Annotated in this window: 12 protein-coding genes and 1 pseudogene; 3 read left to right on the top strand and 10 right to left on the bottom strand. The window is 51.3% G+C overall.

What is annotated here, in order from left to right; genetic code table 11:
* Window positions 1–33 precede the first annotated feature (33 nt).
* Together D6024_RS00755 and D6024_RS27535 are read right to left on the bottom strand one after the other, a co-directional pair.
* Window positions 34–783: an XRE family transcriptional regulator gene (locus D6024_RS00755; protein WP_121352243.1), complete on the bottom strand. Its 750-nt coding sequence runs from the start codon at window positions 781–783 to the stop codon at window positions 34–36.
* 97 nt (window positions 784–880) lie between these two features.
* Window positions 881–1,106: pseudogene (locus D6024_RS27535) on the bottom strand (four helix bundle protein).
* A 236-nt stretch (window positions 1,107–1,342) separates the two neighbouring features.
* On the opposite strand from D6024_RS27535, the gene surE reads away from it, so the two are divergent.
* The 3 genes from surE (at window position 1,343) to lpxB (ending at window position 3,783) form a co-directional block, all read left to right on the top strand.
* Window positions 1,343–2,134 (top strand): 5'/3'-nucleotidase SurE, encoded by a 792-nt coding sequence (gene surE / locus D6024_RS00745; RefSeq protein WP_121352241.1) that lies wholly within the window; start codon window positions 1,343–1,345, stop codon window positions 2,132–2,134.
* Window positions 2,097–2,411, top strand: coding sequence for a PH domain-containing protein (locus D6024_RS00740; protein ID WP_162944448.1), 315 nt, complete (start codon window positions 2,097–2,099; stop codon window positions 2,409–2,411). Before surE ends, D6024_RS00740 begins: the two co-directional genes overlap by 38 nt.
* 175 nt (window positions 2,412–2,586) lie before the next feature.
* The gene (gene lpxB, locus D6024_RS00735; RefSeq protein ID WP_121352237.1) at window positions 2,587–3,783 is read left to right on the top strand and encodes a lipid-A-disaccharide synthase; all 1,197 of its coding nucleotides are present in this window, start codon (window positions 2,587–2,589) and stop codon (window positions 3,781–3,783) included.
* A gap of 122 nt (window positions 3,784–3,905) precedes the next feature.
* On the opposite strand, the gene D6024_RS27500 is transcribed toward lpxB, so the two are convergent.
* From D6024_RS27500 to D6024_RS00695, 8 genes are all read right to left on the bottom strand, one after another.
* Window positions 3,906–4,073 carry a DUF6728 family protein gene (locus tag D6024_RS27500; protein WP_317125257.1) on the bottom strand — a complete coding sequence of 56 codons (168 nt, stop codon included), beginning with the start codon at window positions 4,071–4,073 and terminating at the stop codon, window positions 3,906–3,908.
* Between the two features lie 140 nt (window positions 4,074–4,213).
* Entirely contained in the window at window positions 4,214–4,408 is a 195-nt protein-coding gene (locus tag D6024_RS00725; RefSeq protein ID WP_162944447.1) for a hypothetical protein, read from the bottom strand.
* Window positions 4,409–4,561: 153 nt separating this feature from the next.
* Window positions 4,562–5,419 carry an FRG domain-containing protein gene (locus D6024_RS00720; protein ID WP_121352232.1) on the bottom strand — a complete coding sequence of 286 codons (858 nt, stop codon included), beginning with the start codon at window positions 5,417–5,419 and terminating at the stop codon, window positions 4,562–4,564.
* 40 nt (window positions 5,420–5,459) lie between these two features.
* Window positions 5,460–5,666 carry a hypothetical protein gene (locus tag D6024_RS00715; RefSeq protein WP_121352230.1) on the bottom strand — a complete coding sequence of 69 codons (207 nt, stop codon included), beginning with the start codon at window positions 5,664–5,666 and terminating at the stop codon, window positions 5,460–5,462.
* Window positions 5,667–5,803: 137 nt separating this feature from the next.
* Window positions 5,804–6,358 (bottom strand): hypothetical protein, encoded by a 555-nt coding sequence (locus D6024_RS00710; protein WP_121352228.1) that lies wholly within the window; start codon window positions 6,356–6,358, stop codon window positions 5,804–5,806.
* A 7-nt stretch (window positions 6,359–6,365) separates the two neighbouring features.
* The gene (locus D6024_RS00705) at window positions 6,366–7,775 is read right to left on the bottom strand and encodes an FAD-binding oxidoreductase (protein ID WP_240409900.1); all 1,410 of its coding nucleotides are present in this window, start codon (window positions 7,773–7,775) and stop codon (window positions 6,366–6,368) included.
* A 46-nt stretch (window positions 7,776–7,821) separates the two neighbouring features.
* Window positions 7,822–8,856: a PorP/SprF family type IX secretion system membrane protein gene (locus D6024_RS00700; protein WP_240409899.1), complete on the bottom strand. Its 1,035-nt coding sequence runs from the start codon at window positions 8,854–8,856 to the stop codon at window positions 7,822–7,824.
* Between the two features lie 177 nt (window positions 8,857–9,033).
* On the bottom strand, window positions 9,034–12,645 hold the full coding sequence (locus D6024_RS00695) for a DUF7948 domain-containing protein (protein ID WP_121352226.1): 3,612 nt from the start codon (window positions 12,643–12,645) through the stop codon (window positions 9,034–9,036).
* Window positions 12,646–12,664 lie beyond the last annotated feature (19 nt).

The following is a 12,664-nucleotide window of genomic DNA, read 5'->3' as shown; positions in this document are numbered from 1 at the left end:
TCAATTTACTGCGCCATTTCCGACAAAAAATATTTAGGCCATCCGCTTTTTCAGTACGCTCACCTGCTCCTGCAGGTTGCTCACCAGGTTGGCCAGGTTGTTTACATCCCACCGCTGCTGCGTATTGGCTTTGGAAATAACCATCTGCGCCTGCCACAGTTCCAGGATCTCTTCGGCGCTGACATTGTAGGGCTGGTAGGCAGGATTGTCGCTCACCAGCGTGAATTTGTTTTTCTGGCGGTTGTTCTTCAATACCCGCTTGTAGACGATGCCATCGGTTTTCGATACCACCACGTAGGTATTGTTTGATTTGATCTCTTCCACGCTTTGTACTTTTTCGCCCACGATCACGCTGCCGCTTGGGGTGGGCATCATGGAGTCGCCAACAATTTCAAAAGCACGGTAGTCGCCACCACTCAGCATGGGAAGCGTAAAGGTGTTCAACTCGTCGATGAATTCGGGGTCGGAATAACCGGCCAGGTAACCGGCAGCTGCTTTCACCGGCACAAACGGAATATCGGCACGGCCGCTTGCCAGTTTCTGGGCCCGGCGGCGGGAGAGATAGCTCGTTTTGTTATCGCTGACATCCCGGCGCAGCAGGTCGTCCAGCGTGAGTTTAAACATGTCGGCCACCGCTTCAAGGATCTCGATGCGGGGTTCGGCACGTTCTTCTTCGTATGCGCCCAAAAGGGACCGCTTGATACGTAGTTTTTGGGCAAATTCTTCCTGGGTCCAACCGCGCAGCTTGCGCAGGTATTTTAAATTCTTGTTGGCGAAAGACATGAGCTAAGTTATTTAGCCGCAAAATACTAATTTATTTAGAAAAACGAATGATGAGTGATCAGCAATGAAAAAGTTTCTTCTTCCTCGTGTCATCCCATTAATCCGGAAAGTTGTTTAAACATACTGACAAGATAATTTCCTGGCGTTTGCAGTTCTTCTTTTGTTTGTAATGCAGATTCTCCGCAATGTCAGGCGCGGTATCGACTTCAATAGAACCGCGGGATATCTCAAAATACCGCTTTCGTTCCACAGGGGATTTCCGGGAGCAACCTTCGGCTATATTCAGGTGTGGACAATGCAGCCCTGCGTATCTGTTGCCCTATAGCAAAGCGTTCTTCTGTTGGAAACTCTTTTGTAACCTGGTAACATCGGGTACAAATTTCTTCGACGTTTGAAAGACATTGGTTGTGGTATGTGCTAACGTTAAAAACATTTTTTCTTCAATTTAAAATCCAAACCAGAATTTTTACGGGACTCATCATTGATCGCTCCTTACTCATCATTTGGTTTTCCGTCTTTTCTGCAACAAATTTGCAGGAAAGCATAAAACAACCCGAGCATGGCAGAACAACGTGAGCCTGTAATTTTAGTGACGAACGACGATGGTATCAACGCACCCGGTATCCGGAACCTGGTGGAAGCGGTCAGAGGACTGGGAAAGATTGTGGTGGTGGCGCCCGACAAGCCGCAATCGGGAATGGGACATGCCATCACCATTGGCATCCCGCTTCGCCTGCACAAAGTGCACCTGTTCGAGGATATCGATTCGTACCAGTGTTCGGGCACACCGGTCGACTGTGTGAAGCTGGCAGTGGATAAGATACTGCACCAAAAGCCCGATCTCTGCATCAGCGGGATCAACCATGGCGCCAATCACAGCATCAATGTCATCTACTCCGGCACCATGTCGGCAGCTGTAGAAGCCGCCATTGAAAGCATTCCTTCCGTGGGTTTTTCCCTGCTGGATTATGCGCTGGAAGCCGACTTCAGCGCTGCCCGGAAATATGCCCGCATCATCGTGGAGCAAATGCTGCAACACCCGCCCGACAAGCACTGCGTGCTGAATGTCAACTTTCCCATTGCCACACCGGAGGAGATCAAGGGTGTTAAAATTTGCCGGCAGGCCTATGCAAAATACGAAGAAGACTTCCTGGAACGTTTAGACCCGAACGGACGGAAATACTATTGGCTGACAGGTGAGTTTGTCAATTTTGACGAAGGCACCGATACCGATGTCTGGGCACTGGCTAATCAATATGTGAGCGTGGTACCGGTGCAGTTTGATTTAACCAACTATAAACTGAAGCAGCAAATTGAAAACGACTGGAACATTTTTTCTCAAGAAGGATAACCTGCAACTGGGAATGGCGCTGGGTTTTGTGCTACCGCTGGTGGTGTTTTTATTGATTTATCTGGTGCGCTTCAGTGAATCATCCCTCACCGAATTCATTCAAACCTTTGCCGCCCAGAAGGGACTGATCACGTTTTTTGGCGTGTGGTGCCTGGTGAGCAACATTGCGCTTTTTACCTACTATGTCAACACCCAAAAAGACAAAACGGCCAAAGGCATTTTTGCCATTACGCTGCTTTACGGCATCGGCATTTTGCTGGCAAAAGTGTTGATCTGATCCCCCTAAAGGGGAGACTTGGGTCGGGGAAACGTACAGATGCTGTTCTTCTTCTTCCGTTGTGCTGCGCACTTCTACGTCCGGTGATTCAGCTAAATAATAATTGCACCAAAAAAATGGCAAAAAGAAAAAAGGGAAACTTGCACCGAAGTCTACTCTTTAGGGGGACAGGGGGATGAAGTATTACATCATTGCAGGGGAAGCATCGGGTGATCTGCACGGCAGCAATTTGATCCGGGAACTGAAAAAACGCGATGGTGCTGCTGTGATCCGCTGCTGGGGCGGCGACCTGATGCAAGCGGCCGGAGGGCAGGTTGTGAAGCATTACAAAGAACTTGCTTTCATGGGTTTCATCGAAGTGGTCATGAACCTGCGTACCATCCTGTCCAACCTCGCCTTTTGCAAAGAAGATATTGCCACTTTTCAGCCGGATGTCCTTATCCTGATCGATTACCCGGGATTTAATTTGCGGGTGGCCAAATGGGCAAAAGAAAAAGGGCTGAAGGTGGTGTACTACATCTCACCGCAGGTGTGGGCCTGGAAGGAAAGCCGCGTGAAAGGTATCCGGCAATGGGTAGACAAAATGCTGGTGATCCTTCCGTTTGAAAAAGCGTTTTACCAAAAATGGGATTACCCGGTGGATTATGTTGGGCACCCTCTGGTACAAGTTATTGACGAGGCCAGTCGCGAAAGGGCAACACAGGGGCTGCAGTGCCGGAACATCGCAACCGGTGGAAGCGTTGTTGTGACGGAAAAAAAGGTCGGCCAAAAAGAGATCATCGCCATCTTACCCGGCAGTCGCCGCCAGGAGATCAAGGTCAAGTTGCCCCTGATGCTGGAAGCCGCCAAATCATTCCCGTCCTACCAGTTTATCGTGGCCCAGGCACCGGGTCAGCCCATTGAATTTTACAACGATTTACTTTCTTCGTTTCCTGGCGTTCTCCTTGCTGTAACCGGTCAAACCTACACGCTGCTTGCCAAGGCAAAAGCAGCCCTGGTTACGTCGGGAACGGCGACACTGGAGACAGGCTTGTTTGGTGTGCCGCAGGTCGTTTGCTACAAAGGTTCACCGGTTTCGTACCAGATTGCCAGGCGGCTGGTAAAGATCAAATACATTTCACTGGTCAACCTGATCATGGATAAACCTGTCGTAACGGAACTTATTCAAAATGACCTGACGGCGGGAAAGATCCGGCATGAGCTGGATGCCATTCTGCACAACGAAAACCGAAGAAGTCAAATGATTGCCGACTATGCGGAACTGAAAATGCTCCTTCAGAAAGAGGGCGATGCTTCGGCCCGTGCGGCGCAGGAGATTGTCGGATTTTTGCAATCGGAGACTGCGGGAGCGAGAACTGGAAATTGGCAGTAAACAGTTTTAGGTGTCCTGCTTTTTACAGGAAAATAGTTGCACTGTTTCAGTGCGTCTTCGATGTGTCTTGCAAATTTTTTTGGAGAGACATGTTTCCCTCCGACATCTCACCTTTCACGTTTCTACTTCTTCACTGTTAGCCGGATGATGAGGATAATCAGGGCCACGATAAACAAGAGCAGGCTCAGGCGATTGATGCCGTGCATGTACTTCACAAAATTCGTCTTCGGCCTGTCGGGATCAGGCTTTCGCAAGTATAAATATTCGGCTAATTGTTTCCAGACACCCATAGGTAAATCGTCGCTGTAAAGGTAAGGCCGGATTCGGATCGAGGTGAGCGAACATCTGCTCCGAAAGGTAAAATATTGCTTGCGTTGAACCGTAAAAGAAGAAAAGCAAACAACGTCAAACAAAGGCCATTGCTATGCAATCAGGGCGCAGGATTTCGGCGGTAACTGTCGGCCCGTTTCACGCCATCGCGAAGGTTGTGGCTGTCGGGCGTCGCCTTGGGTAAGACGGCTGTTTTGCCGTTGCGTTTTTTTGTTTTGTTGCTGGTGCTTTTGCCGGCTGCGGGATGAACCACAAATTCGAAGTACTGGTAAACATTGGAAAAACAGCTATTCATTTTCAAAAGGATTTTGGAATAGTAGGACATTCGATATGGTGCAAAGTTTTTCAATGATTTGTTAATCCGTTATAATCAAACATAGGATTTTGATCAAAAAAATGCAAGCACCAAATTTAGGTATAAGTGGGATGTCCAACCAACTGTGAACCGCTAAGGAAAGTAAGGGTAATTACTGTCCTTTTCTTTTTTTTGCTTTTCCTTTTCTATTTCCTCCGGCGCTTTCATGTTGTTGTAACGCAACCGCATCGAAAGCGCATAGCCATCCAAGTCGGGGAAGAGGCTGGCCCTGTGCAAATTCATTTTCAGCAGGTCCCGCATCGCCTGTTTTTTATCCCCTGCTGGAATCTCCAACTTTACTACGGCTTTCGGCATATCCTCCTGCAAAAAATACAACTGGTTCATAAAGGGCTGTTCGGAGTTGCCCGTGCTGACAAAAACAGACTGTTGCAGCGAGTAGCGGCGGTTCATGCGAAAGGGTTCCACCGGGAAGACAAGGCTTTTGTTGTTCTGATAAAAAATGAGTTCAAACAGTTTTTCATTGATCCGGTTATGCGTTTCTTTCAGGGCTTCTCCAAATTCCTGCGAGAGCACTTCCAGGGCCTTGCTCCGCAGGTGGTCGATATTCAGACACCAAACCGATACGTGGTGATCGTCGCGAAGCAGCGCCAGTTCATAAGCAAAATAAGCGGCAATAAAGGGAGACCGGCTCAGGTCCAGCAAACGGGTTGGCGCACCGTGGTGCTGCATCAGGGCCAGCCATTCGATGAGGTGCCCCGGTGTTTGGTCTTTGGTTAAATAATTCAGGGCGCCGCGTTGGAATTCGGCTACAAATTGCGCTTCAATGCCTTTGTGGTGCCGGATAAAATCCGTTCGCTCAATGGCGTTGTTCAGCACCCAGTTGGCGTTGGCCTGCCCGCGAAACGCCCAGCGTTCGGAAAACTGCAGGATGACCTGGCTGAATTCGTTCCAGGAGGACAATCGTTCAGTGGAAAAATGATACTGGTTCATCAGCGGTAGCGCAGAAAATTTTGCGCCACCAGCGGGATGGCTATTTGGAACTTTCGGAAAGGGCGCCTTCTTTCAGCAGCCCGATAATCTGTCGAAGAGAGGTATTCATTTCCTGCATTTGCAGGTAATTGGCATAGTTGATCTGGCTGTTGACCCAGCGTAGGTAAATCGCCTCATTTTCCGTTGCGTTTAAACCTGTCGCCTGTTTGAATTTCTCGGGAGTGAACGGTTCGAAGAGATAAGTCATGGCTGGTGGTTTTCGTGTCTCTTACGAATATAAGATTTTCACCAATCGAATATGCTGCTCTTTGTTGCGCTGCGCAGAATCGGGAAAAACCACGCCAATTGAAGAATGTGGTTTTTACGGAATAGGTGGCCGTGTACTTAAAAGTTGATATTGTAGCCGACATTCACCACGGGTCGGTTTCCATACGGCGAATTGGGATTTTGCAGCACATCGTAAAGAACCGTAAAGAGCATGGCGCCTTTTTCGGTCGGTGTAACCAGGCCGCCGCCAACGAGTATACTCGGTATAATCTCCGCATCCAGTTTGTACTTTTCCGGGGGATTGTAATACCGCACGTTTCCAAAAATATAATTGGCTTCCGGCTGCACCTGCACCATGAACCGTTGGATGGGATAAAAGCGGACAAAGGTGTTGAGACCCGTAATGCCCTGTGTTGTTTTGCTGTAGTCGGCGCCGTTGTAGCGCTCCTTCTGGCTGGTATAAACGAGGTTCATTCCAAGACCTGCACCAAGAAAGCGGTTGAAGCGGTAGCCTACCTGCGGGTTCAGGCTGATCAGTGTGTAGCGGCCCAGTGAGAGACCGAAACCACCACCGGCAAAAAATTTCTTCTCTTTTGCCTCCCCGTTTTCATCCTGTGAAAAAGCGCAAACGGCAGCGAATACGAACAAGGAAGTGATAATCGTTTTTTTCATAGTGGATTCAATCAAAGATTTTTCCTGCATTCAGGATATTGTTCGGGTCGAAAATCGATTTGATTTGTTGCATCAGGCGCATCTGCACCGGTTCGAAAACAATGGGCAGATATTCTTTTTGCACCAGCCCGATGCCATGTTCGCCACTGATGGTGCCGCCAAGTGATTTGACCAGGTGAAAGATTTCGACAATGCCGTTTTTCAGCGAGCCAGTCCACTGTTCGTCGGTTAGGTCGCCACGGATAATGTTCACGTGCAGGTTGCCGTCGCCGGCATGCCCGTAGCAAACCGAGTGAAAGCCGTATTTTTTGCCAATTTCTTTTACACCTTTCAGCAGCACCGGCAATTCGGCGCGGGGCACCACGGTGTCTTCTTCTTTGTACACCGAGTGCGATTTTACCGCCTCGGCCACCCGCCGCCGCAGTTTCCACAATTCGGCCTTTTGCTGCGCATCTTCTGCAAAGAGAATTTCGCCGCAGTCGTAGCGCATCACCACTTCCGAAATGCCTTCCATTTCTTTCATCAGTACATCCATGTCGTTGCCGTCTACTTCAATCAGCAGGTGGGCCTGTGTGTCTTCGTCCAAGGGTACGATGCAGTTGTCTACGTAGCGCATGCTCCATTCGATGGCGTCGCGTTCCATAAACTCCATGGCACTCGGCACAAAGCCGGCAGCAAAAATGGCGCTCACCGCCGCACAGGCGTCCACCGGGTTTTTGAAAGGCACCAGCATCAGCAAATCCAGCTTTGGAAGCGGCAATAATTTCAGCACGGCTTTGGTCACGATCCCAAGAGTACCTTCGCTACCTACCAGCAACTGCGTGAGGTTGTAGCCCGTGGCATTTTTCAGTACGTTGGCACCGGTCCAGATGATCTCACCCGTGGGCAATACTACTTCCAGGTTCAGCACGTAGTCTTTCACCACGCCATACTTCACGGCCTTGGGGCCCCCGCTGTTTTCGGCAATGTTGCCACCGATAAAACAGGTGCCGCGGCTGCTGGGATCGGGTGGATAAAAAAGTCCTTTTTCTTTTACAGCATTTTGCAATACTTCGGTAATGACTCCCGGTTCGGTCGTCACCTGGAGGTTACGATCGTCAATATCGATAATGCGGTTCAGGCGGTCTGTCGAGAGCAGGACGCCACCCAGGTGGGGCAGTGCACCGCCGCTCAAACCGGTACCGCCGCCGCGGGGGGTTACCGGGATTTTAAACTGGTTGCAAATCTTCAGGATTTCGCTGATCTCCTGTGCCGTTCCGGGCTTCAGTACGATATCGGGTAAAAAGCGGAGGTCTTCAGTTTCGTCGTGTGCATATTGGTGCAATACCTCTTCGTCGACAAAAACAAATTTCTCACCAACGATTCTGCGGAATGCATCGAGGTGTTCCATCACCGGGGAAGGCGCAGCGGTCATCATGGCCGTAAAACTCGGACAAAAGCAACAAATCCCGAAGAAGGAAATGTTATTGTTTAAAGCTGGGACACATGCTCTGCCGGCGGTTGCCGTTGTACCGGTCGAACACGCCTTCTTTGATCAGCGAAAACTCGAAAGCCCCACGGGTGCCGTTGTAGGTTTTCAGCGACGAGATGGTGGCGTCGTACGTAAAGGCAAACGTGTAATCCTTCAGCCCCAGGCCGATCATCGGGATGATGGCTTCTTTGTGCCGGTAATACAGTCCGCCCATCAACACGTAATCGCCTTCGCCCGACAGGTTATACTGCGCATTGATGCCGCCCACTGCTTCGTACAGGGACGTTTGCCGCGAATAATAAATGTTCGGGTTAATGATCCAGGAGTCGTTGAGCTTAAAGCTGCCGTTGACAAAGCCGGTATAGCGAACCGGTACCCGGCTGGCACTCTTATCGCCCTGGTCCACAAAAAACGATTCGTTTGGACGGTTGACGTGCTGGGCCGAAAAGCCGCCATTCAGGTACACATTGGTTGTGGGGAAGTACGCATAGTTGAGGCCTACGTGCATATCCAGGTAGCTGATGTTGTTGCGGTCGAGAATGGCGCTGGTCGGCAGCTTGTTGTCGAAGAAGTTGCCGTCAAACTGGTCGGGGAATTTGAGGTTGTAGGTGTTGATCCGTTTGTTGGCCCAGCCAACATTGAATCCAAGACTTACGAGGCTTGAATAACCCAGCGTTTGGTGGTAGGCCACCGAGCCGTAAATTTTTGTCGACGTGAGGTTGCCGCTGCCGGCCACGTCGTGCAGTACCAGGCCACCCAGTCCCAGCCAGCCGTTGTCGGAGTTGTTGCGCATGAGTTGCATATCGCCGAATGCGCTCATGGTTTTGTAGGGCACCTGCATGACCGATGACCACTGGTTGCGGTAATTGATGCCCAGCCGGTAATCGCCTTCGGGCATAAAGCCGGTATTGGCCGGGTTGGTTACTAAAGGCGAACGGAAAAACTGCGAGAAATGCAGGTCCTGGCCTTGTGCAACCGTCACTGTCGCAAGCATCCAAATTGTCAGATTGTAGTAAATGTTTTTCACAATATGCGTTTCAGTTGAAGTAAACAGGTTTCTCTGTTCCTCATCTGCAATTGGTTATTTTCGGCGTACGCTCTTTTCCGCAGATCGCAACACCATGGTGGTTTTAAAGCAAGGTGGATTTCATCGGGTACAATCGCTTTTGTCTTTTGCCGGGTGTTTTGCTCACCCGTTTCTTCCCTACCGGATCAGCGTGATGTCGCCTTTCTTCTGGTATTTTTTGCCGTCAAAAAATTCAACATCCAGGATATAGGCATAGGCATCCATCGGCAGTAACTGGCCTTTGTAGCGGCCGTCCCAGCCAATCTTACGGTCGCCGGTTTCGAACACTTTTTCTCCCCAGCGGGCAAAAATGGCAAAGCGCATTTTGGCAATTCCATAACCCCGCACGAACACCATGCTGTTCACATCATTACTGAGCGGCGTGAAAGCCGTTGGTACATCTACCGCCGGTTCTACAAGCGTCGACACCTGCTTGCAGGCCTGCGCCGGACAGCCGGCCGCATTATAGGCAACGAGACAGGCTGTATAGGTGCCGGTTAAATTGTACTCGTGCTTTACCGGGCCACGGGAAGTGGTTACCAGCGAATCCCCGTCGCCAAACTGCCAGGTAAACCGTACCGCATCCGCACTCGAAAGATTGGTAAAAGTGATAGGAGTGTTGGTAACCGGCGGTTGGGGTGAAGCCGTAAAGTCGGCGCTTGGTTTGCCCAAAACCAGGATAGTGAACGAGGTGCTGTCGATCTTGTTGCACGTATTGGAATCAATGGCCGTCATCCGCACCACGTAGGTCCCCGGTGATAAGTAGGTATGTACCGGGTTTTGGTCGGTGGATGTGCCGCCATCGCCAAAGGTCCAGTGGAATTCTGCGCCTCCCTGCGATGTATTCTCAAATACCGCGTCATACGGTGCGCATCCGGAAGCCGGCGTCTCGAAAGACGCTTTTACATTGGCAGAAACACGCAGGGTCTTTGTGAGGGTATCCGGCGAGTTGCAATAGGTGGTATCGTTTAAGATCAGCCGGACGGTATAGGTTCCCGCGGCCGCATAGGTATGGAAAACCGATTCGGATCCGGCCGGTTGCAAAGGCGAGTTGTCGCCAAAATCCCAGGTAAACGAACCGGACTTGAACGGGACGCCGGGCGGTGCGCCGGAGGTGTTGTCGAAGCGGTAGCGGAAAATTTCACACGGTGGGCTTAGTTTCACCGGGTTGAAGTTCAGGCGGGCAATGTTGTCGCTGGCCCTGATGGTAACAAAGGACGAGTCGCGGGTGATGCATTTGTCCGGATCAATGGCAACCATCATGACGTTGTACACGCCAACCTTGTCGAACGTATGCTGGATGTTGGGATCAGTGGTTTTCACCACCGGGCTGCCGTCGCCAAAATTCCACTCGTATTGTTTGGCCATTTGAATGGTGTCGGTAAAATCAACCGTCAGCGGTATGCAACCCGAGGTTTTGCGGGGAATGCCCCTGATGGTGGAACGAACCTTGCCCCGCACGCCATCGAGGTTGAATGCAATTTTTACCAGGGCGAGGTTGCAGGCCTGAGTCGGCTTTGTGGTGGCCCAGGCGCCGGCTGTCGTGGGAAAGGGAAGGTTGTTGCTGCACGAAGCGCAAATAGCCTGGTAGATCACACCGGCAGCATCGAAACGGCTGGTTCCACCATCGACATGATCGGGGAACTCACCGCCATTCTGGCCAAAGAAGGTTCCGTAAAGCTGCGAGGCCGCGTCTTTCTTCAGCACAAAAAAATAAAAGTCCCAGCCGCTGCCGGTTTGTGCATTAATGTCCGGGGAAGATTTCAGTGCATCGGCCGTCACCGGGAGGCCGTCCACGCCGGCCGCCAAAAAATTATAGCCGGGGATTTTCCCGCCCCAACCCGAAATGTAGACATTCTCGCAGCGGTCAACCAGGAACGCAACCGGCGAGATGTCGGGAGCGAAATCGCCTTTGCCAAACATAGTGGAATACACATAGGCAGAGAGATCGGGTTGCAGCTTGGCAACAAACTGCTTTCCTCGCGGCTGGTTCCAGGGCGCATTGATCACCGGCCAGTCGCCGGAGGTTTGTCCCATGACGTACGGATAGCCGTTCTGGTCGAACTGGATTCCGTAGACCTGGTCGTCGCCACTGGTACCAACGTAAGTGGTTTTGACAATGGCACCCGCCGGGTTAAGGATGGTTACAAAGCCGTCAATCTTACTGGAAGTTCCAAAATTGGTAGGACCAAGGCTCCCGCTGGTGGTGCCTGGCAGGAGGTCGCTGCTTTCTGTTCCGCCGGCGATGTAAAGGTTCCCGTCTTTTGGATTGATGGCCAGAACATAGGCTGCATCGTTGCCGCTGCCGCCAAGGTAAGAGCTGTACACCATCGTCGAAAGCGTTGGGTCGAATTTCAGCACAACGCCATCCTGCGTGCCGCCACCGGCTGTTTTTTGAAAGGCATTGGCGGTTACAGGAAAGACCGACGTGCCGCTGCCCAGCGATTGGGTGCACGACGCAACACAGATATTGCCACCTGGATCCACAATGACTTCGCTGCGGCCATTATCGCCGTAATTGCGCAGCAGGGAAGACATGGTTTCCTGCTCCGTAATGTTTACACCATCCTTGCCCGTTCCGCCAATGCGGGCCGATCCCACGATGTCTGTTCCGGTTGCGTTGAGTTCTGTTACAATGATGTCGTAGTCGCCGCAATCGCCAACCTTGCCGGCACCCTTCAGCGGGAAGGCGCCGCTGCCGGTTACAGGAGAGTTGGTGCGTCCGGCAATAACAAGGTTACCGCCTTTCGTTACAAACAAACTGTGTGGCTGCTCTTTTCCGGAGCCGCCGATATAGGTCGCATACACACGGTTCGATCCGTCGGGGGTAAGCTTGATGATGGAGATATCGAAGTCGCCACCGGCATAATTGGTTTGAAAGGCACCCGGCGTTACCGGGTAGCCACCCGGGCTGAAGCTGATGCCGCCGCCATACATGCTGCCATCCGGGCCGTAAGTAGCAGTAAAGCCCCAGTTGTCGGCGCGGCTGCCGCTGAACGAACAGAACACAAGGCTTGGGTCGATCACCAGCGTGGTTTTGGAATTGTAGTTTTTAATATCGAAATGCACCGTGTTCTTTTCGACCGTAAATTTTGTTTGAACAGGGATTCGTCCCGTTTCCGTGTATTGGTAGGCGTAAGGGTCCAGTTCCCGCAGGTCGCCAACGGAGGTCCTGATCAGGAGGTCTTTGTTTTTGACGTCGAGCCCCTGGACGCCATCGTAACGAAGGGCAATCTGCGACGGGTTGCCGCCGGGGTGCACAATCAGGTCGTACTTCACCGAACCATCGCCGGCATAATAGCGTACATCGATATTGGGATAAATGTTTTTAACGGTAATGCCCTGGTAGATTTTGCAGTCCCTTGCCCATTTTGACGGGTCGCTGCCGATGAAGTAATTGTTGTAGGTATACAACGGCTTGTCGGCGATAACTTCCGGTGCCGGGTTGCCGCCTTCAAAACGGACCCGGTACGCATGGGAATGAAGTGTTTGCGATGGGGGAGTTTGCGGTTCCTTTCCGGTCTTGTGGCCATGAACGGCTTCTGCAAACTGCACCCATTCTTTCGGATCGTGCTGCACCACCGTGAAACCGGTTTGCTCCACCATGAAGGCACCGGCAGGCACCTTGCCCATGTACTTGACACGGTTATCCCACTGGCCTTTGTTTTCGACAAATTCAACGGTTTGGGAAAAGACAGAAAGGCTGTATAGGCAAGCGATTACAAAGAGTATGGAAAGCTTGTAGGTCAATTGTTTCTGAAGTTAACTG

It is taken from the genome of Flavisolibacter nicotianae (assembly GCF_003628535.1).
GTDB lineage: Bacteria > Bacteroidota > Bacteroidia > Chitinophagales > Chitinophagaceae > Flavisolibacter > Flavisolibacter nicotianae.
This window is presented reverse-complemented; position numbering and strand designations above follow the sequence as displayed.

Excerpts from the sequence above, each read along its gene's own strand:
- D6024_RS00705 (WP_240409900.1), bottom strand. The coding sequence starts at position 7,775 with ATGATGACCGCTGCGCCTTCCCCGGTGATGGAACACCTCGATGCATTC.
- surE (WP_121352241.1), top strand. The coding sequence starts at position 1,343 with ATGGCAGAACAACGTGAGCCTGTAATTTTAGTGACGAACGACGATGGT.
- D6024_RS00715 (WP_121352230.1), bottom strand. The coding sequence starts at position 5,666 with ATGACTTATCTCTTCGAACCGTTCACTCCCGAGAAATTCAAACAGGCG.
- D6024_RS00725 (WP_162944447.1), bottom strand. The coding sequence starts at position 4,408 with ATGAATAGCTGTTTTTCCAATGTTTACCAGTACTTCGAATTTGTGGTT.
- D6024_RS00710 (WP_121352228.1), bottom strand. The coding sequence starts at position 6,358 with ATGAAAAAAACGATTATCACTTCCTTGTTCGTATTCGCTGCCGTTTGC.
- D6024_RS00720 (WP_121352232.1), bottom strand. The coding sequence starts at position 5,419 with ATGAACCAGTATCATTTTTCCACTGAACGATTGTCCTCCTGGAACGAA.
- lpxB (WP_121352237.1), top strand. The coding sequence starts at position 2,587 with ATGAAGTATTACATCATTGCAGGGGAAGCATCGGGTGATCTGCACGGC.
- D6024_RS27500 (WP_317125257.1), bottom strand. The coding sequence starts at position 4,073 with ATGGGTGTCTGGAAACAATTAGCCGAATATTTATACTTGCGAAAGCCT.
- D6024_RS00755 (WP_121352243.1), bottom strand. The coding sequence starts at position 783 with ATGTCTTTCGCCAACAAGAATTTAAAATACCTGCGCAAGCTGCGCGGT.